Source organism: Psychromonas sp. Urea-02u-13 (assembly GCF_002835995.1).
Lineage (GTDB): Bacteria > Pseudomonadota > Gammaproteobacteria > Enterobacterales > Psychromonadaceae > Psychromonas.
Window position 1 is genome coordinate 1 of sequence record NZ_PJBZ01000065.1, and the last position, 20,152, is coordinate 20,152.

Here is a 20,152-nt window from a genome sequence, read left to right on the forward strand (position 1 = left end):
TACTGGAATTTGTCTGTCTAGCATAACCTAAATAGACTGCCGTTAAAGCGATGAGAAAAGGATTTTATTAGCATACTGTAAGGATACTATGATGCTTAACCAGAAAAATTTTAAATTTAAAAAACTATTTAGTTATCTCAGTACTTTCTGCTTTATGACTGTTAGTGGTTCCGCCTCTGCGTTTTACGATGCCTACCCTGAAAGTGAGGGACCTTATACAAGTAGCACCGCTGAAAACCAACCTTGGTTAGGTGAAAACTTCGAAAGCTATCAAGACGCACAACTGCTTGAGTGTTCCAATAATAAATCTTCCATTCAACATTTTGATATCACTTCGGGTTGCCTATCTACAAAATCTGCCTCTGATGTGGCCAACGGTTGGCAGCAGGGTTGGACTGATGACAAAGTATTTCGTGTTGTTGCTATCGCTAAGGATAGCGAGGGTAATGAACTAAAATACAGCGATCAAACTAATCAATATCGCGCCAAAATTAAAGCGTGGAAAAACCAATCAAACATTCCTCTTTGGTCTGGCTTGCATGCCTTTACGCGTTACCAAACATCGGATGATCTCTATGTCGCCTCTGTCCGTTATGATGGAAATGTCACGATAAAGGTTAAGTATCAAGGCAGTTATACAACGCTTGGGCAAACAACGTTAAGCAATGGTGTTAAAACCTACCTTGATGAAAGTGGGCATTTAGCCGCTGGGCAGTGGTATAAAATTAAATTTTCAGCCATCGGTAGTGTATTGACCTTAAGCTTAGATGGCATTGAACTGTTATCGGTAAATAATGACTTGTTAAGCGAAGGCACTATTGGTATTCGCACCGATTATGTAAAAACTTATCTGGATGATTGGTTATTATTACCCACGGGTGTTGATGGCGTTATTACTCCGGTAAATCCTGATGTGCCGGCTATTCCTGATGTTGAAAAACCACTTCCTATTACTGAGTTTATTCCTGGCGAAAGTAAAATAGATAATGGTGATAGCATTTCTTATAACGGAAATTGTTACCAAGCCAAAAATAATCCAGGTATTTGGGAAATACCCAAAGCTAATTCCTGGTTCTGGTCTAATGTTGCCTGTGACGATAACCCGCCAGTCACTGCGCCTGTTATTCCTGTAGAACCCGTATTACCGGTGAAACCTGTAGAGCCGAGTCAGCCTAGTGATGCCAAGGAATTTGTTGTGGGTTCCACTAAAGCGAACAATGGCGAGCTGGTTATTTATAAAGGTAGCTGTTATCAAGCTAAAAATAACCCCGGTAGTTGGGAAACGCCCACCGCAAGCTCATGGTTTTGGGACCAAGTCAGTTGCTCGTAACGGCTTAGTTTAAGGTTTTTAAATCAATATAGAAAAATGAACGTCACGAGATCTCGGTGACGTTTTAGTTTGCGCTGGTGGAGTGATAAAAGCTTCTAGCTTCTAGCTTCTAGCTCGCAGTTCGCCACTCGTAGCTCTTAGCTCGCAGCTCTTAGCTCTTAGCTCGCAGCTCTTAGCTCTTAGCTCTTAGCTCGCAGCTCTTAGCTCTTAGCTCGCAGCTCTTAGCTCGCAGCTCTTAGCTCGCAGCTCTTAGCTCTTAGCTCTTAGCTCTTAGCTCTTAGCTCTTAGCTCGCCGCTCTTAGCTCTTAGCTCTTAGCTCGCCGCTCTTAGCTCTTAGCTCGCCGCTCTTAGCTCTTAGCTCGCCGCTCTTAGCTCTTAGCTCGCCGCTCTTAGCTCTTAGCTCGCCGCTCTTAGCTCGCAGCTCTTAGCTCTTAGCTCTTAGCTCGCCGCTCTTAGCTCGCCGCTCTTAGCTCGCAGCTCTTAGCTCTTAGCTCGCAGCTCTTAGTTATTGGTTGCGCTTGCACCGCTCACTTCACCTTCACTTTTTATCGCCTCATTCGCCAGTTCAACGACAGCATGACTGGCCGCTTCAATAGCTGCTAATCGTTCAATCTCAGCCTGTTTTTCAGCTTCTTCTTTTAATGCTTTCATTCGTTCATAAACAAACCAGTTTAGCGTCTCTAAATATTGGCGAATATTATTCACATAATGTTGTGCTTCTCGGCCTCGTGCATAACCATAACGGGTTTTTTTATACCATTTTTGTTGATGTAATAGCGGTAAATTATCTTTTACGTCAGACCATGAATTAGGGTTTTCTTTTTTCATCGCAGTGATGCGTCTGGCATCCATTAAATGGCCGTAACCAATATTGTAACTGGCTAAAGCAAACCACAATTTTTCATCTTCATGGATGCTATCGGGTAAGCGTTTTATCAATTGTGATAGATATTTTGCGCCACCTTTGATGCTTTGCGCCGGGTCAAGGCGATTCTTGATTCCCACATAATCTGCAGTGTCTAAGGTCAGCATCATCATGCCGCGAACACCTGTTGGAGAACGTGCATTAGGTTTCCAGTGCGACTCTTGGTAGCTGACTGCCGCCAGTAATTTCCAGGTTACTTCGCTATTTTCATACTTTTTAAACAACGCTTCATAGCGCGGTAATGTCTTTTTAATGCGTTTTAGAAAGATACGGGTATCGACATAATCAAAGTGACCAACATGACCAAAGTATTTTTCTTCAAGCTGTGCAATCGTTTGGTCATTATACTTATTACCGATGAACTCTATCATGCCCGAGTAAACGCTATCATCTTGATTTTTATTGATTAACCAAGCGACTGGTTGCTTTTCTGAAATTGTAAATGCTTCAGTAAGTGCAGGGTAATAACGCTGTTTTTGAGCCAGTGTTGAGCTGTCTACAATAGCAAATTTAACCTTTTTCTCTGCGATTTTACGTAATAAGGTTTCTTGATCTTCGTTATCAAGATAGTCAATTTCAAGATGTGAGTTTTCTTCTATCAATGCGTTCAATGTTTCGGCATGGCTACTGTCAGTTAATACAGTAATTGGTGCATTAACATCTGCAATCTTGCGTGGGCGGTAAGTCCCTTTGTGATAAACCAATTTCTGCGAGACATAATAATAAGGGGGAGAGCTACGATATTTTTCTGCTCGCTTTGGTGTCAGCGTGAGACCTGCGCCTGCAAAGTCTATTTGATTATTGTCGAGTGCTAAAAATAATTCATTAAGAGAATTGTAGGTTTTGATGGTTATTTTAACATCCAGGTAAGCTGCAAACTGTTTACCGAGTTCATAATCTAAACCACTATAAGTATTACCATCGTAACTATAAGTTAATGAGCTATTGATTGTGCCCATGATGATATCACCACGTTTTTGGATTTTTTCTAAGCTACTGGTTTGTACAAATGGATTACACGCAGCCAAGAAAAAAAGTGAAACGCTAATAAAAAATACTTTTATTACTCGGGAAAATAATTTAATGGGCATAACTGGGTCCAGATCTAAATTTTAAGACTGTTTTGATTGTTTTTTAATCAAAAAGTGCATTGAAGAACGAAATAAACTCTGACTATAGAGGGTTTCTGTTTAATAAAAAACGCTTTTTAAGTATAATCGCGAGCCTGAACCCAAGATCATTTTATTTATCCAACGAGAGAAATAACCTATGGAAATTTTGCGTGGGGCACCAGCCCTATCTACATTTCGTGTTAACCAGCTTTTAAAAAACTGTGAAGCATTAAATCTACCTGTTACGCAAATTTATGCAGAGTTTATGCATGCTGCTGATTTAACGGAAAACCTAGATGAGCAAGAGTTAGTTGTTTTACAAAAATTACTAACATATGGACCAAAAATTGCCGAGCACGATCCAATTGGTACGTTACTTTTTGTAACACCACGCCCAGGCACTATCTCTCCTTGGTCTTCAAAAGCAACGGACATTGCTAAAAACTGTGGTTTAAGCAAAGTTAAACGTTTAGAACGTGGTGTTGCTTATTACATTGAAACATCAGTCGAACTGTCAAATGAGCAAAGCAAACAACTTGCTGGTTTATTACATGACCGCATGATGGAAGTGGTATTTACTTCACTTGATGATGCTGCTCAACTCTTTGTACAGGGTACGCCTGGCAAAATGAGTAGTGTTGATATTATTGGCGAAGGTCGCAGTGCGTTAGTGGCTGCCAATATCAGCTTAGGTTTAGCGCTTGCTGATGATGAAATTGATTACTTGGTAGAAAACTTTATTTTGTTAGGCCGTAATCCTAACGATATTGAATTAATGATGTTTGCACAGGCAAACTCAGAGCATTGTCGCCATAAAATCTTCAATGCTGATTGGACAATCGATGGCCAAAAACAGCCTAAATCATTGTTCAAAATGATTCGTAATACCCATGAACTTCATCCTGAACATGTTTTATCTGCCTACAGCGATAACGCAGCAGTAATGGAAGGTTACAAAGCCGGTCGTTTCTTCCCAAGCGTTGATGATCGTGAATTTGGTTACCACCATGAAGATATCGATATCTTGATGAAAGTTGAAACACATAACCATCCAACTGCTATTTCACCATTCCCTGGTGCTGCGACGGGTTCTGGTGGCGAGATTCGTGATGAAGGCGCAACCGGTATTGGTTCTAAACCAAAAGCGGGTTTAGTGGGTTTCTCTGTTTCTAACTTACGTATTCCAAACTTTGAGCAACCATGGGAAACAGACTTTGGTAAACCAAGTCGTATTGTTTCTGCTCTTGATATTATGCTTGAAGCTCCACTAGGTGGCGCTGCATTCAATAATGAATTTGGTCGTCCAAACATTCTTGGTTACTTCCGTACTTACGAAGAGCAAGTAGAAAGCCATAACGGCAACGAAATCCGTGGTTACCACAAACCAATCATGTTGGCGGGTGGCCTAGGTAATATTCGTCGTGACCATGTACAGAAAAAAGAGATCCCAGTCGGCGCTAAGTTAGTTGTACTAGGTGGTCCAGCAATGAACATTGGTTTAGGTGGCGGTGCTGCTTCTTCAATGGATTCAGGTGCTTCTACGGAAGACTTAGATTTTGCTTCGGTACAACGTGAAAATCCAGAAATGGAACGTCGTTGTCAGGAAGTAATCGATCGTTGTTGGCAGATGGGTGATGATAACCCAATCCAATTTATTCACGATGTAGGCGCGGGTGGTTTATCAAACGCAATGCCTGAGCTTGTGAATGACGGTGGCCGTGGTGGTGTCTTCAATTTACGTGCTATTCCAAATGACGAAAACAGCATGGCACCACACGAAATCTGGTGTAATGAATCTCAAGAACGTTACGTAATGGCCGTTAAGCCTGAAAACCTAGCAACGTTTGAAGCAATCTGTAAACGTGAACGTGCGTTATACGCTGTGATCGGTGAAGCCACTGAAGAGATGCATTTAACACTTAACGATCCTGAGTTTGATAACAAACCAATCGATATGCCACTTGAAGTATTATTAGGTAAAGCACCTAAAATGCATCGTGAAGTGACAACACAATTAGCGAAAGGCAAAGCACTAGACCTATCTGGCGCAAGCATTAAAGATGCTGCAGAGCGTTTATTACGTCTGCCATCTATCGCTGAAAAAACATTTTTAATTACCATTGGTGATCGCTCTGTTACTGGTTTAGTAGCACGTGACCAAATGGTCGGTCCTTGGCAGGTTCCTGTTGCCGATTGTGCGGTAACCGCTGCAAGTTACGATACTTACTTCGGTGAGTCGATGGCACTGGGTGAACGTACGCCAGTTGCACTACTTAACTTTGGCGCTTCTGCTCGTTTGGCTGTAGCTGAATCAATCACTAACATCGCATGTTCTGATATTGGTGATTTCAAACGCATTAAACTTTCTGCTAACTGGATGTCTGCAACGGGTCACCCGGGCGAAGACGCTGGTTTATATGAAGCAGTTAAAGCGGTGGGCGAAGAGTTATGTCCTGAATTAGAGCTAACTATCCCAGTTGGTAAAGATTCAATGTCAATGAAGACACGCTGGCAAGAAGAAGATGGTAGTGAGAAAGAAGTTATCTCACCATTGTCTTTAATCATTACTGCCTTTGGTGCGGTACGTGATATCCGTAATACAGTAACGCCTCAATTGCGTACTGACCAAGGTGAAACAGATTTAATTCTAGTTGACCTAGGTAACGGCCAAAACCGTTTAGGTGGTTCATCACTGGCTCAAGTTTACAAACAGTTAGGTGAGTCGACACCGGATCTTGATAGCCCTGAGTTATTAAAAGGTTTCTTCAACTCAATGCAAACATTGGTTGCAGATAAAAAACTATTGGCTTACCACGATAGAAGTGATGGCGGTTTATTCTCTACGATTACAGAGATGGCATTTGCTGGTCACTGTGGTGTCACGGTTAAGCTTGATCAACTAGATAACGATGACTTTGCTGCCCTTTACTCGGAAGAGTTAGGTGCTGTTATTCAAGTTAAACGTGAAGATAAAGAAGCAGTATTAAACGTACTAGCAGGTCATGGTCTAACGTCTAACTCATTAGTGATTGGTTCATTAAATGAGACTGACTTAATTGAATTTACCCGTGATGGTAAAGATGTATTAGCGGCTAAACGTTCTGAATACCGTGGTATTTGGGCTGAAACGACGCTGAAAATGCAAGCATTACGTGATAACTCTGAATGTGCACAACAAGAGTTTGATCTTAAATTAGATGATAAAGATCCGGGTTTAAACACTAAGCTTACTTTTGATATCAACGAAGATGTAGCTGCACCTTATATTGCTACTGGCGTTTTACCACGCATGGCAATCATTCGTGAACAAGGTGTTAACTCTCAACAAGAGATGGCTGCTGCCTTTAATCGTGCGGGTTTCTCTGCGATTGATGTACACATGAGTGATATTTTAGCGGGTGATGTTCAGCTTGAAGACTTCGCTGGTTTAGTCGCTTGTGGTGGTTTCTCTTACGGTGACGTATTAGGCGCTGGTGAAGGTTGGGCTAAATCGATTCTGTTTAATGAACAGGCGCGTAACCAGTTCCAAACTTTCTTTGAACGTGAAAACTCGTTTGCATTAGGTGTGTGTAATGGTTGTCAGATGTTGTCTAACCTACATGAGCTAATTCCGGGTACTGATTTATGGCCTCGTTTTGTGCGTAATAACTCTGAACGTTTTGAAGCGCGTTTCAGTCTTGTTGAAGTACAAAAGAATAACTCGTTATTCTTAAATGATATGGCCGGTTCACATATGCCAATCGCAGTTTCTCACGGTGAAGGTCGTGTTGAAGTGAAAGATGCACAGCATTTAGCGGCTATCGAAGCGAGTGGCAATATCGCATTACGCTTTATTGATAACTACGGCAACAATACCCAAGCTTACCCGGCGAATCCAAATGGTTCACCAAACGGTATTACTGGTCTAACTTCTCAAGATGGGCGTGTAACAATCATGATGCCACATCCTGAGCGAGTATTTAGAACGGTTGCTAACTCATGGCATCCAGATGAATGGAAAGAAGATAGCCCATGGATGCGTATGTTTAGAAACGTGCGTAAACAACTAGGTTAGTCTGTTATAACGTATAAAAAGGGGATCAATTGATCCCCTTTTTTATTATTGGTCTAAACTGTGTTTTATTGCTTAAGGTATTGATTTAATAGCATAAATGAATTTTAAATAACTGAAAGGTGGTTTCTTTGTCTTTACTCGTCAAAAATGTTTTATATATTGGACGTAATGTTGCATTGGTCGAAGCGTTATTAGCTTCTCTAACAGATGACAACCAAGGTGTCTCTTATCATACAAAACATATGCTTAGCAGTAATGAAATATTAGCCGTATTAGCAGAGAGTAATTATCATCATTTTATAACTGAACAATATGTTCCTGATATTATTGTCGCTCAAGTCGAAAGCCTTTTCCCACAACTTCATGTTACTTATTTAAATCAATCCAAACCCGTTAACGAAAAAATACCGCCACTGAGCACTAAGAAGCTGATCAGTGACGATGTAAAAAATGCCCTCAACTATATAAATATCCCTATTTATTACAAAAGCAAAGATGGAAATATCATTGTCTGTAACAACAGCTTTGCAAATCATTTAGGGCTAACTTGTGATGATATTATTGGTAAGCATATTTCAGAAGTTTTACCCCCATCATTGCAAAAAGAAATTGAAAAAATAGATAGAAAGATGTTTAACGATCATCAAGTTCATCTTTTTGAATGCCAGTTACATGATGTCCATGGTTATCCCCGTGAAGTTGTTTTCCGCAAGGAGTTAATGGTCGATAGTGATATTCAAATTGGCATGATATTCGATGTTTCAGAATTAAATGAAGCTAAACGTCGCATTGAAAAAGAGCGTATTATGTTACGCGCAACGGCAAATATCTCGCCCGATTTAATCTTTTTCAAAGATTTAGAAAGCCGTTTCTTAGGGTGTAACAAGCAGTTTGAAAAGTTTATCGGACAACCAGAAAGAAACATTATAGGTAAAACGGACGATCAATTTTTTGAGCTTGAGCAGGCCAGTATGTGCCAGCAACAAGACAAAGATGTGATGTTCAATAATGAAACCTATTCAGGTGAAGAGCACCTGACCTACGTTGATGGTGAGCGTCATTTTATCGACATGAGAAAAGTGCCGTTATTGGATAGCAAAGGTGATGTGCAAGGGTTAATCGGCATCGGCCGAGATATTACGGCTAATCATCGCTTACAAAAACGCCTTAAAGTGGCTAACGCGGTATTTGAAAACAGCCAAGAAAATATTATTGTGACCGATCAAGCGGGCATCATTAATTCTGCTAATTTAGCGACTTGCCAATTAACTGGTTATAAACGATCTGAGTTATTAGGCTCTGATATTTCTATCTTATCGGCAGAAGAGCCCAATTCAACGCTCTATCAGCGAATAGAGGAAGGGCTAGAAAACAATAAACAGTGGAAAGGCGATATTACCTATCGGAACAAGCTGCAAGAGATACGTTTTGCATGGTTAGATGTTTACCGTGTTGAGTTAGAAAAGGGCATTAATAATCGTATTTATTCTTTTACTGACCTTAGCCAAAATAAGAATATCGAAAGTAAAATTCAATATTTATCCAAGCATGATCCGCTGACGGGGTTATCAAACCGTATTGCACTATTTGCCAAATTAGAAGATGCGATTCATCGTGCGAGTTTTAATGAAATAGCCATGGCCGTTGTGCTGATTGATATTAATGGTTTTAAAGCCGTTAATGACCAGTACGGGCACGATGCCGGCGATAAAGTCTTACAAGAGATCGCGGTGCGCTTGAAAAACTGTATTTTCGAAAAAGATACCATCGCACGTTTTGGTGATGATGAGTTTGTCATTATTGTTGATGGCCTTAAAAATGAACATGAAGCGGCCTTAGTTGCGCAACGAGTTGCTGAGCAATTTGAGCATAAATTTGAAATTTCTGGCATTGAGGCCTCATTGAGTGCAACGATCGGCATTAGTTTATGTCCCGATGACGGCGCCGATGTGGATACCTTATTGCTGAGTGCTGAAAAAGCGATGTGGCGTGCTAAATTAGACAAAAAAAGCCCTTACCATTTTTATACAGATCAACTTACCGAGTATTCTTCTAACCAGTTACAGTTAGAAACAGAGATGAAAATTGCGTTGCAGGAAGACCAATTTGAGCTTTATTACCAACCGCAATATGACCTTAATAAAAAGCTCATCGTTGCGATGGAAAGTTTGCTACGTTGGAATCACCCGACATATGGTGTGTTATTGCCTGATCGTTTTTTAAGTCTGGCCGAAGAAAGTGGTTTATTGATCCCAATCGGTTTGAAAATGTTAAATACCATTGCCATGCAAGCTGTTAAATGGAATAAAGCCAATATTCTCTTTGGGCGTATTGCGGTTAACTTATCAACGAGCCAACTTGAGCAAATTAGCTTTATTGCCGACATTCAAACTATTTTAAAAGACACTGGTTGTTCTGCTAAAGACATTGAGTTTGAAGTTTCTGAAAGCATTTTTGAAAGTAATAATTATACGATCCATGAAAACCTTTTTAATATTCACAAGTTAGGTATTGCCATCACTGTTGATGGTTTTGGTGCTGATATTCCTATTTTTCATTTTATTGAACCGTTAGGGATCGAAAAATTTAAAATAACGAAAAATTACATTCAAGGTGTACCGGGTCGCCTAGTCGGCGAAGCAATGATTAAGTCAGTGATGGTACTTGCAAGAGAGCTGGGTATTGACGTGGTGGGCTCGGGTATTGAAAACGCGGCGCAGGAAGATTACCTTAGAGATCAGCAAATATCGTCAGGCCAAGGGGAATTTCAAACCAAACCGATGAAAGTCAGTGAAGCCACTTTTCATTTACGTTGCCACAAGAAAAAATAACTGTTAATTTGACCTTTTTATAATACTTGTTGCTACTCAACGTGCAAAATAAAGCGCTTTGATTAGTAACAGTTATAGGTATCAAATAGATGGATTTTCTCACCTTTGAGCATGCTTGGCAGGACAGCACCATTTACGTGGTGCTTTCTGCAACGTTATACTTCTCTCTCTTATTAATGACTTCCCTACGTGTCATTATCAAACGCAAACCCATCGGTATTTCTCTTGCATGGTTATTTTTAATCTATGCAATTCCTCTGCTTGGCATTATTGGTTATTTCATTTTTGGCGAACTGCATTTAGGTAAAAAACGACAAAAACGCAGTGAATCGATGGCCATAGAGTTTAAAACTTGGTTAAAAAATGAAGTGCAAGAAAATCGCTTGCCTGAAGCACTGAGTTCTCCCTCTGTATTACCCATGCAACGCTTTGTGGAATCTTATACGGGTGTGCCTATGATGTTAGGCAATGATCACCATCTTCTTGACTCCACCCAGCAAATATTAATTGAGCTAACTGAGAAAATTAAAACAGCAAAAACACGTTGTTATTTAATGTTTTATATCTGTAATGAGGGTGGCTTAGTTGACCCGTTATTAGATGCCTTAATGCAAGCAGCTCAACGTGGCGTTGAATGTAAGTTATTGTTCGACTCTGTGGGTAGCCATGATTTTTTTAACGGGAAAAAACCACAAGCCTTAAGGCTCGCAGGCGTAGAAGTTGTAGAAGCCTTACCGGTGGGAGCCTTTCGGTTACTGTTTCAACGACAAGATTTACGTATGCATCGTAAGTTAGTGTGCATTGATGATGATGTTGCTTATACCGGTAGTATGAATCTTGTGGATCCCGCTTATTTTAAAAAAGACAAAGAACTTGGAGAGTGGGTTGATATTATGGTGCGTTGTAAAGGGCCTATTATCCAACAGATGCAGGGACTCTTTAGTTGGGATTGGTATCTTGAAACGAATCAAAAAATTCCATTGCCAAGTGCCGAGGCAGAGCGCTTCCCTATTTGTGGCAAACAAAACTCGCAGCTTATCCCTTCTGGCCCAGGTTTTGGGCGGGCGAGTATTCACCAAGTTTTATTAACCGCTATTTACGAAGCCAAATATAGCTTGGTATTAACCACCCCCTATTTTGTACCCGATGAAAGTTTATTAGCGGCATTACAGGTCGCTGCATTACGTGGTGTAGATGTGAAGGTTATTGTACCGGCTAAAAATGATTCTTTTATGGTGAAGTATGCCTCGCGCGCTTTCTTTGAAGAGTTACTGACCTCTGGTGTGAAAATCTATAAATTCCATGGCGGTCTATTACATACAAAAAGCATTGTCGTGGATGAAAAAATTGCCTTAGTAGGCACGGTGAATTTAGATCGACGTAGCTTTTGGTTAAACTTTGAAATGACCATGTTAGTAGACGATCATGAGTTTGCCGGTGAGCTACTAACCACACAGATGCATTACCTTTTAGCTTCGAAACCGTTATCACTTAATGAATGGAATAAACGCAGCTATTTTAAAAAACTACTAGAAAGCACTGTCTACCTTTTTAGCCCTTTATTGTAATAGTGTTACACAAATGATTTTAGTGTAACGAGCTTAATAAAAATAACGAGATCATAATGAACAACACTGACCAAATAGCGGCTGAGCAGTTGCTTAATAACCGCATCAAAACACCTAAAAAATTACGTTTAGCCACTGAACTAAGACCACAAAACAGTGAACAAGCATTACAGATTCAAAGTGAAACGATAAAATTACGCAGTGATGAAGTCGCGGGTTGGAAGTGTTCGTTACCGTTAAATGAAGATCAGCTGATCGTGGCGCCACTCTTTAGCGATACCGTGCAATCGGGCCAACAATGTAGCTTATTTTCTGAAAATGGAAAAGCGCGTGTTGAGCCTGAAATTGCGTTTATATTAGGCGCGGATTTACCTGCATCAACAAACGGATATAGTGAAGCAGAGATTGATGCAGCTGTTGATCGTTGTCATATGGCCCTTGAACTGATGCAAGATCGTTTTAGTGGCCAAAGTGATGTTTCATTCTATGAAAAACTAGCAGATTGCTTAGTGAATCAAGGTTTATTTATAGGCCCTGAAATCGATAAAGCGAGCGCTTATTTAGCGAATGAATTTACCATCACCTTCAATCAGGAAAAAAATAAACAGCGCTTTGCGGGAAAACACCCAAATCAATTACCACAAAAGCCATTACATTGGTTAATTAACTACATGAGCCAGCGTGGTGTTAGTTTTACAGCAGGCCAAGCCATCATTACTGGGTCTTATGCTGGCGTGGTTGAGGTTGATTTTAATTGCTTAACAGAAATCGAATATGAAGGCTTAGGAAAATACCAAGTTACTTTTATTGAAGATTCAGTATAAAAGGGGCAGTACAGAAAAATCAGCATCAGTATCAATAAATTAATTTACTCAGAAAAGGATTTTCAATGAACGACACTTTATCTATTGTGGATGGCGTATTAAGCCTAAGCTCTTTTTTCACCGTGACCATTGGCATTATTGTGTTGTTTGTTGGGCGACGAATTAATAGCGCATCAACATTATTACAGGAATTTAGTATTCCTGAACCTGTGACGGGCGGGATTCTGTTTTCTGTTTTGATTACATTGTTATTTGTATTAACGGATATCGAGATTCAATTTGATTTAACCGCGCGCGATATTCTGCTGGTCTACTTCTTTACTACTATCGGTATCAATGCAAGTTTGAAAGACTTGATAACGGGTGGTAAACCTCTGGTGATTTTATTATGTATTACTATTGCTTACATGATTCTACAAAACTTCACCGGTATTAGTGTGGCGCAGTTGCTAGGTCAAGATCCTGCTGTTGGTTTACTCGGTGGTAGTGTTTCTCTTATTGGTGGTCATGGTACTGCGATTGCTTGGGCGCCACGTATTGGTGAAGAATATGGCGTGAATAGCGCGATGGAAATTGGTATTGCCAGTGCAACTTTTGGTCTGATTTTAGCCAGTTTAATGGGCGGGCCTATTGCCAAATATTTAATCACGCGTAATAACTTAAAACCGGCTGAAGAGATTGATGCTGTTTGCTCAAAACAGGAAAAAGCAGCGGAAAAAGGGATCAATAGTTTTGAGTTCTTAGATGCGGTTTTTGCTATCCATATTTGCGCTATTTTTGGTTTTATTCTCAATGAAGTGGTTGCTGAAATGGGCTTACAACTACCTCTTTTTGTAACGTGTTTGTTTGCAGGTATTGTTATCACTAACTTATTACCTAAAAAGAAACGTCTTATTACGGGAACGCATTGGCCGACAGGCAGCCCTGCAATTACCTTAATCGCTGATATATCCTTAGGTACTTTCTTAGCGATGTCGTTAATGAGTATGCAGTTATGGACACTTGTTGATTTAGCGGGCCCTATTTTTGCCATCTTAGGCGCGCAGTTTATTATTGCGATTTTAGTAAACCTATATATCGTTTTTCCTGCGATGGGTAAAAATTATGATGCCGCTGTTGTGTGTGCTGGTTTTGGTGGAATATCACTTGGCTCGACACCCACGGCGATGGCCAATATGTCCGCTGTCTCGCAAAAGTATGGGTATTCAAAACAAGCATTTATTATTGTGCCGTTAGTGTGTGCCTTTTTTATCGACTTAGTGAATGCAGTGATGATTCCATTCTTCCTAAGCACGTTCGCTTAACCCTGCCTATTAGCGCTATTTAGATAAAAACCTTCAATTAAACGCATTAATAGCACCAACATTAACAATAGTTAATGTTGGTGCAACCTTCGCTTAACACGTCATTATTTATACTAGCCTCGAAATTTAATTTTAATCATTGAGGGTAAGTTATGAGCGCATTAGGTTACATGCAAAAAGTCGGTAAAGCGTTAATGGTGCCAGTGGCAACATTACCAGCCGCCGCTATTTTGATGGGTATTGGTTACTGGATTGATCCTGTTGGTTGGGGTAGCGAAAGCATTTTTGCAGCTTTCTTGATTAAGTCGGGTGCTGCGATTATCGATAACATGGCATTGCTGTTTGCTATCGGTGTGGCATTTGGTTTAAGTAAAGACAAAAGTGGTAACGCTGCACTATCTGGTTTTGTTGCATTTATGGTATTAACAACATTACTTTCGCCTGAAACGGTTGCGCAGTTAGAAGGTATTGATATTAGTGAAGTACCAGCTGCATTTGGCAGTATCGGTAATCAGTTTATCGGTATTCTAATCGGTATCGTATCGGCAGAAATTTATAATAAATTTTCAGCGGTAGAATTACCTAAAGCCTTAGCGTTCTTCAGTGGTAAGCGTTTAGTACCAATATTGACGTCTATTGCGGGTATGTTATTAGCCTTTGTATTCCTTTATGTTTGGCCTGTTATTTTTGAAGGTCTAAGCATCTTTGGTCAATACTTACAGTCACTTGATGCATTGGGTGCAGGTCTGTTTGGTTTCTTTAACCGTTTATTATTAATGGTTGGCATGCATCACGCCCTATACCCTGTGTTTTGGTTTGATGTTGTTGGTATTAACGATATCCCGAACTTCTTAGGTGGCGCTCAGTCTATCGCAAATGGTACTGCTATTGTCGGTAAAACGGGTATGTATCAAGCGGGTTTCTTCCCTATCATGATGTTTGGTCTACCAGGTGCTGCACTTGCTATGTACCACTGTGCAGAGCCTCGTAACAAAGATAAAGTATTCTCAATTATGATTGCAGCTGCCATGGCTTCTTTCTTCACGGGTATTACTGAACCACTTGAATTCAGCTTCATGTTCTTAGCGCCTGCACTGTATGTTGTGCATGCGGTATTAACCGGTCTGTCTTTATACATTGCTGCAAGTATGCAGTGGATGGCTGGTTTTGGTTTCTCAGCAGGTATGGTTGATTTTGTATTATCAAGCCAAAACCCATTAGCGACACAATGGTATATGCTGATTGCTCAAGGGCTTGTTTTCTTTGCTATTTATTACTTCTTATTCCGCTTTATCATTCAGAAATTCAACTTAAACACGCCTGGACGTGGTGAAGATATGAATGCTGGCGAAGAGAAAGAAGTGAATATGTCTGAACTAGCAGCCGCTTACATCAAAGAGATTGGTGGCAGTGAAAATATCGTTGAAGTTGATAACTGTATTACTCGTTTACGTTTAACTGTAAAAGACTCATCTGTTGCTAACCAAGCTGGCTTAAAAGCGCTGGGTGCTATTGCGATTGTCCCAATGGGTAAAGATGGCTTACAGGTTATCATTGGTCTTGGTAAAGTAGACAAAGTTGCTGATGCAATGAAAATTATTTTAAAAAAATAGTTGTACTCTCCTAGCTAAATCTACCGCTAGTCGGTTTAATTTAGTGAGTAATTAAAGGTGACCTTCGGGTCGCCTTTTTTGTTACTATTATTTTATCTCTCTGCTTTATTTAAACCATCATGATGGGATGAAGCGCTATAGATATTATCCGTAAAGTAATAAAGCGTATATTTTGCTAAAGGAAGCACAATGAAAATATTAGTCGTCGAAGATGACCAAACAACACGTGAATTTGTTGTTAAAGCATTAACACAACAAGGTTTTGTGGTTGATAGTGCGGGTGATGGAAAAGAGGCGCTGATGATGGTGATTAGTTGTGAATACCAATTGGTTATCTTAGATCGTATGTTACCCAGTTTAGATGGATTGAAAGTACTAGCCGCAATGCGTGCAACGGGTAATACCACACCCGTGTTAATTTTAAGTGCTTTAGACAGTGTTGAACAAAGAGTTGAGGGGTTAACGGCGGGTAGCGATGATTACCTTACTAAGCCATTTGCGTTGGCTGAGTTATTAGCGCGGGTAAATATTATTTTACGCCGTCATACGCCAACTAAGGTTAACAATAAAATCGAAATAGGCGGGTTAGTGTTAAACCTGTTGTCACAAAAAGTCACTTACCACGAACAGCCGGTTTTATTGCAAAACAAAGAGTTCATTCTACTCAGTTATCTAATGCAACATGCCGATGAGGTGGTTTCTCGTATGCGTCTTTTTGAAGCCGTATGGGATTATCATTTTGATCCAAAAACAAATGTGATTGATGTGCATATTGCTAAATTGCGTAAGAAATTAGAAAGCCAGGGGTTTAGCTCGCCGATCGAAACAGTACGTGGAGCAGGTTATGTTATTCGACAGCCGTAAGGAGCTCTCTAGTTCATCGATTTTAAAATGGCTGGTCTCATTTGCGATCGTGCTATTTCTAATGATGAGCCTGTTAATGTATCAGCTTTACCATCGCTCAGTGGAACTTTATAACGCGAATCTTGATCAGTGGCTTATTGGTGAATCAGAACAATTAGCACAAATATCTGAAGTGGATGGGCAATTAGCCCTGCAGGAAAATATTCAGGAATTAAGAAAAGATAAACGCTACATTTATCATTTTACCGGTGAGAAAAGACGCAAGATAGAACCTAGCAATAATTACCCGACTATTGCACAAATTGATACTCAGGCGGAGCCGTTACAGACAGTACAAGATTACCCTACTATGCGTGCGACAAAAGTCATACTCGCAGATGGTCGTGAATTAGTGGTGGGTATTAATCGCGAACAGTATCAGCAATTTAAAAAGGATTTGGATATATCGATTGTTTGGAGCACTTTTTATCCTTTTCTAGCGTTATTTGTGATGGCCACATGGATAGCGATGCACCTCTTAAATCGCCTTAACTTAGTTAATCAAACCATGAATCGTGTCATGGATGGCGAGCGAGGCGTGCGTTTAAGTGTGAGTAAAAAAGGAGATGAGTTTGATGCCTTAGCGACACACCTTAATAACATGTTAGACCAATTAGAAAAGAGTGAATCTAAGCTTAAATCGTTAACTGTTGATATTGCCCATGATTTGCGCACACCCATGGGGCGCATTAAGTTACGTATTGAAGACTTATTAAATAGTGGCCAATTTTTGCCTAAAAATGAATTACTGTTATCTGAAATTCAGCAAGATTTCTCGCTACTTATCGATACTTTTAGCGGCATGATGGAGCTTTACAACTTAGAAACAGGACGAGTGCCGGTTGCTAAAAAGAGCTGTGATCTCAATAAAATAGTCAATGATGTATTAGATTTTACCGAGCCATTAGCGCTGGATAAAAATCAGGAAATATACATCACCGTTGATATGCCGTGTATTTTACAGGGTAACCCGAGTTTACTGTTTAGAGCTGTGTTTAATCTGCTTGATAATGCCATTAAATACACACCTGAAAATGGTGTTATAGAGATCATTATTGACTGTTTTGGGGTGGTGATTGCTGATAATGGCAAAGGTATTAAAGCAGAAGACAGGGAGCGTGCGTTAGACCAATTGGTACGTTTAGACCCCAGCCGCTCAGTACATGGTTTTGGTTTAGGTTTGGCGTTAGTCAATACTGTGATGAAAATTCACGATGGGCAGATTGGACTAAGCAATAACTACCCTGGATTACGTGCGCGATTATTTTTTAATGAGTTAGCAGGTTAAGATCAGCTTCGAGTCTCGAGCTTCGAACTTCTATCTCGCAGCTAATCTCTCGCTACTCGTAGCTCGCTAATCCATAAACAACATTAATAACTCATTCAAATAACGATGGCCCAAATCAGTCATTAACCAATGATCACTATGTTTAATCAATAGCTGTTTATCAATCGCTTGCTGTATGGGTAATGCAATTGCATCAATGCTTAACCCTGTATATTGCTCAAACTCAGCAAAAGGAATCGGTGCAATCAAACGCATACGATTCATCATATATTCAAAGGCTAAATCTTCCTGCGCGACAGTTTGTAAATCATCTAAAAAAGGACGACTCTCGTCTAAATAACCTTTTGGATGTTTGATTTTTGTGGTGCGTATTATTTTGTTTTCTAGCGGTAACGTTAACTTACCGTGCGCCCCACAACCAATACCTAAGTAGTCTGAAAATGACCAGTAGTTAATGTTATGTTGGCACTCAAAACCTACTTGCGTATAACCTGAAATTTCATACTGGCGATAACCATGTTCAGCGAGTAGTTTTTGTCCGGCTTCTTGAATCTCCCAGAGCAATTCATCTTCTGGTAATTTAGGCGGATGTGAAAAATATTGGGTATTTGGCTCGATGGTTAATTGATACCAAGAAAGATGTGTTGGTTTTAGATCAATGGCCGTTTGCAGGTCAAACAACGCATCCTCAAGACTTTGATCAGGTAAACCATGCATCAAGTCTAGGTTGAACGTGCTTACACCACTTTCTTTTGCTTGTAGCGCTGCAGATTTGGCTTCATCAACGCCATGTATTCGACCTAAACGGGTTAGTTTCTCTTGCTGAAAGCTTTGTACACCAAAAGAAAAACGGCTAACACCCGCTTTATAAAACTCTGCTATTTTACTGTTTTCAATGGCGCCAGGGTTTGCTTCTAAGGTGATCTCTATATTTTCCTTAAACGGAATTAACTGCTCTACTTCTTTTAATAACCAGCCGATACCTTGTGCTGAAATAAGACTCGGCGTACCACCACCAATAAAAATAGTGTCTAGGATCCTGCCCTGAACATAAAAAAGATCGGTTTTAAGATCTTTTAGTAAGGCTTCTAGGTAAGCTTGCTCGGGGATTTCTCCACGTAATTTATGAGAATTAAAATCGCAATATGGGCACTTTTCAATACACCAAGGAATATGAATATAAAGACTAAGTGGTGGCAGTTGTAACATGGAGTGCCTATTTTATTGTAGGTGATTAAGGCAAGGCTAAAGCCTCACAGCCAATAACAGATGTTATATTTTGGGAAGTGAGGCTTTAGCCTTGCATGTTTTTATTTTGCTTTCTTGATTAGCCTAACTGGGCTTGTAACTGTTCAACTAATAACGCCAGTGCTTTACCGCGATGACTTAACTCACCTTTACGTTGTTTACTCAGTTGTGCCGATGAACAGTTTTCTGAAGCAACCCAAAAAACAGGGTCGTAACCAAAACCATTTTCACCATTTTGTTGCTGCGTAATCATACCTTCCCACGTGCCTTGGCAAATGATCGGTGTCGGGTCTAATTCGTGGCGCATATAAATCAATACACATTGGAAACGTGCGCTACGCTGTGCCTCACCAACACCTTCTAACTTGCTTAGTAGCAGGTCAATGTTATCTTGATCGCTGGCATTTTCACCTGCAAAACGTGCTGAGTAAATACCAGGTTGGCCACTGATAAAATCAACTTCTAAGCCAGAGTCATCTGCAATAGCAGGTAAACCGGTTACTTTTGCAGCGTGGCGCGCTTTGATAATCGCATTTTCGACAAAGGTAGTGCCTGTTTCTGGCACTTCACTGACATCAAAGTGGCTTTGTGGCAACACTTCGATTGAGAAGCTATTAAGTAGCTCACTCATCTCTTTCACTTTGCCTTTGTTACCTGTTGCTAATACCCATTGCTTGTTCATTTATAACTCCTAGAAAATACCCGCTGTTAGCTTGTTTTGTTTATTCTACGTAAAATTTGTGTTGAAATTTCAAGCGATGTGTTTTGTTTTGTGCTTTTATTTGCACATCAAACTTTACTATCTCTTCATTAGTAAACGGGTAAGTTGCGATGTAATAAATCGATTTACCCTCTTTAATCTTTTTGAATTTAAGCTGTTCAATTTGCCCGATTAGATTGCGTCCACTACCAATAAGGTTGGCTTCAATGGGCATGGATTGCTGATTTTTATCTAATACTGAAATATTCACCAAACCAGTATATTTACTGCGTTTTAAGCCGTACTGAGTGGCGATATAAGGTTCTATAAAGGTGGAAGGCAGGGCGATGTAATGCACTTCTAGATTGGAGAAGTCTTGCTTTTGCTCGGCAGTTGCAGGAAGGGCAAGAGTGGAAAAAAATATGGCAAGGATAATTTTAAACATATCAGCT

At 40.1% G+C, this 20,152-nt stretch carries 13 protein-coding genes; 9 read left to right on the forward strand and 4 right to left on the reverse strand.

Annotated elements, in window-relative coordinates:
• The first annotated feature begins 91 nt into the window (after nucleotides 1–91).
• Nucleotides 92–1,330 (forward strand): hypothetical protein, encoded by a 1,239-nt coding sequence (locus CXF74_RS11550; protein WP_101082598.1) that lies wholly within the window; start codon nucleotides 92–94, stop codon nucleotides 1,328–1,330.
• A gap of 501 nt (nucleotides 1,331–1,831) precedes the next feature.
• On the opposite strand, the gene mltF is transcribed toward CXF74_RS11550, so the two are convergent.
• A complete protein-coding gene (gene mltF / locus CXF74_RS11555; protein ID WP_101082599.1) occupies nucleotides 1,832–3,346 on the reverse strand; it encodes a membrane-bound lytic murein transglycosylase MltF in 1,515 nt (504 codons plus the stop codon).
• Nucleotides 3,347–3,524: 178 nt separating this feature from the next.
• Here mltF and purL point away from each other — a divergent pair, with 178 nt between their 5' ends.
• The 8 genes from purL (at nucleotide 3,525) to CXF74_RS11595 (ending at nucleotide 17,752) form a co-directional block, all read left to right on the forward strand.
• Nucleotides 3,525–7,421, forward strand: a complete 3,897-nt coding sequence (purL, locus tag CXF74_RS11560) for a phosphoribosylformylglycinamidine synthase (RefSeq protein ID WP_101082600.1) — start codon at nucleotides 3,525–3,527, stop codon at nucleotides 7,419–7,421.
• 119 nt (nucleotides 7,422–7,540) lie between these two features.
• Nucleotides 7,541–10,252 (forward strand): sensor domain-containing protein, encoded by a 2,712-nt coding sequence (locus tag CXF74_RS11565; RefSeq protein WP_232772504.1) that lies wholly within the window; start codon nucleotides 7,541–7,543, stop codon nucleotides 10,250–10,252.
• Between the two features lie 89 nt (nucleotides 10,253–10,341).
• Nucleotides 10,342–11,820: a cardiolipin synthase gene (cls, locus tag CXF74_RS11570; RefSeq protein WP_101082602.1), complete on the forward strand. Its 1,479-nt coding sequence runs from the start codon at nucleotides 10,342–10,344 to the stop codon at nucleotides 11,818–11,820.
• 56 nt (nucleotides 11,821–11,876) lie between these two features.
• Nucleotides 11,877–12,644: a hydratase gene (locus CXF74_RS11575; RefSeq protein ID WP_101082603.1), complete on the forward strand. Its 768-nt coding sequence runs from the start codon at nucleotides 11,877–11,879 to the stop codon at nucleotides 12,642–12,644.
• Between the two features lie 65 nt (nucleotides 12,645–12,709).
• Entirely contained in the window at nucleotides 12,710–13,948 is a 1,239-nt protein-coding gene (gltS, locus tag CXF74_RS11580; protein WP_101082604.1) for a sodium/glutamate symporter, read from the forward strand.
• Between the two features lie 152 nt (nucleotides 13,949–14,100).
• Nucleotides 14,101–15,561, forward strand: coding sequence for an N-acetylglucosamine-specific PTS transporter subunit IIBC (nagE, locus tag CXF74_RS11585; RefSeq protein WP_101082605.1), 1,461 nt, complete (start codon nucleotides 14,101–14,103; stop codon nucleotides 15,559–15,561).
• Between the two features lie 189 nt (nucleotides 15,562–15,750).
• Nucleotides 15,751–16,425, forward strand: coding sequence for a response regulator transcription factor (locus CXF74_RS11590; protein ID WP_101082606.1), 675 nt, complete (start codon nucleotides 15,751–15,753; stop codon nucleotides 16,423–16,425).
• Complete coding sequence (locus CXF74_RS11595) at nucleotides 16,406–17,752, forward strand: HAMP domain-containing sensor histidine kinase (protein ID WP_101082607.1); 1,347 nt, start codon at nucleotides 16,406–16,408, stop codon at nucleotides 17,750–17,752. Before CXF74_RS11590 ends, CXF74_RS11595 begins: the two co-directional genes overlap by 20 nt.
• A 66-nt stretch (nucleotides 17,753–17,818) precedes the next feature.
• Here the strand turns inward: CXF74_RS11595 and hemW are convergent, their stop codons facing one another.
• The 3 genes from hemW to CXF74_RS11610 all read right to left on the reverse strand — a co-directional run bounded on the left by hemW (nucleotide 17,819) and on the right by CXF74_RS11610 (nucleotide 20,145).
• Nucleotides 17,819–18,961, reverse strand: coding sequence for a radical SAM family heme chaperone HemW (gene hemW / locus CXF74_RS11600; RefSeq protein WP_101082608.1), 1,143 nt, complete (start codon nucleotides 18,959–18,961; stop codon nucleotides 17,819–17,821).
• Between the two features lie 118 nt (nucleotides 18,962–19,079).
• Entirely contained in the window at nucleotides 19,080–19,682 is a 603-nt protein-coding gene (gene rdgB, locus CXF74_RS11605) for an RdgB/HAM1 family non-canonical purine NTP pyrophosphatase (protein WP_101082609.1), read from the reverse strand.
• A gap of 40 nt (nucleotides 19,683–19,722) precedes the next feature.
• On the reverse strand, nucleotides 19,723–20,145 hold the full coding sequence (locus tag CXF74_RS11610; RefSeq protein ID WP_101082610.1) for a DUF4426 domain-containing protein: 423 nt from the start codon (nucleotides 20,143–20,145) through the stop codon (nucleotides 19,723–19,725).
• Between the last annotated feature and the right edge of the window lie 7 nt (nucleotides 20,146–20,152).

Excerpts from the sequence above, each read along its gene's own strand:
- CXF74_RS11550 (WP_101082598.1), top strand. The coding sequence starts at position 92 with ATGCTTAACCAGAAAAATTTTAAATTTAAAAAACTATTTAGTTATCTC.
- mltF (WP_101082599.1), bottom strand. The coding sequence starts at position 3,346 with ATGCCCATTAAATTATTTTCCCGAGTAATAAAAGTATTTTTTATTAGC.
- purL (WP_101082600.1), top strand. The coding sequence starts at position 3,525 with ATGGAAATTTTGCGTGGGGCACCAGCCCTATCTACATTTCGTGTTAAC.
- cls (WP_101082602.1), top strand. The coding sequence starts at position 10,342 with ATGGATTTTCTCACCTTTGAGCATGCTTGGCAGGACAGCACCATTTAC.
- CXF74_RS11575 (WP_101082603.1), top strand. The coding sequence starts at position 11,877 with ATGAACAACACTGACCAAATAGCGGCTGAGCAGTTGCTTAATAACCGC.
- gltS (WP_101082604.1), top strand. The coding sequence starts at position 12,710 with ATGAACGACACTTTATCTATTGTGGATGGCGTATTAAGCCTAAGCTCT.
- nagE (WP_101082605.1), top strand. The coding sequence starts at position 14,101 with ATGAGCGCATTAGGTTACATGCAAAAAGTCGGTAAAGCGTTAATGGTG.
- CXF74_RS11590 (WP_101082606.1), top strand. The coding sequence starts at position 15,751 with ATGAAAATATTAGTCGTCGAAGATGACCAAACAACACGTGAATTTGTT.
- CXF74_RS11595 (WP_101082607.1), top strand. The coding sequence starts at position 16,406 with ATGTTATTCGACAGCCGTAAGGAGCTCTCTAGTTCATCGATTTTAAAA.
- hemW (WP_101082608.1), bottom strand. The coding sequence starts at position 18,961 with ATGTTACAACTGCCACCACTTAGTCTTTATATTCATATTCCTTGGTGT.
- rdgB (WP_101082609.1), bottom strand. The coding sequence starts at position 19,682 with ATGAACAAGCAATGGGTATTAGCAACAGGTAACAAAGGCAAAGTGAAA.
- CXF74_RS11610 (WP_101082610.1), bottom strand. The coding sequence starts at position 20,145 with ATGTTTAAAATTATCCTTGCCATATTTTTTTCCACTCTTGCCCTTCCT.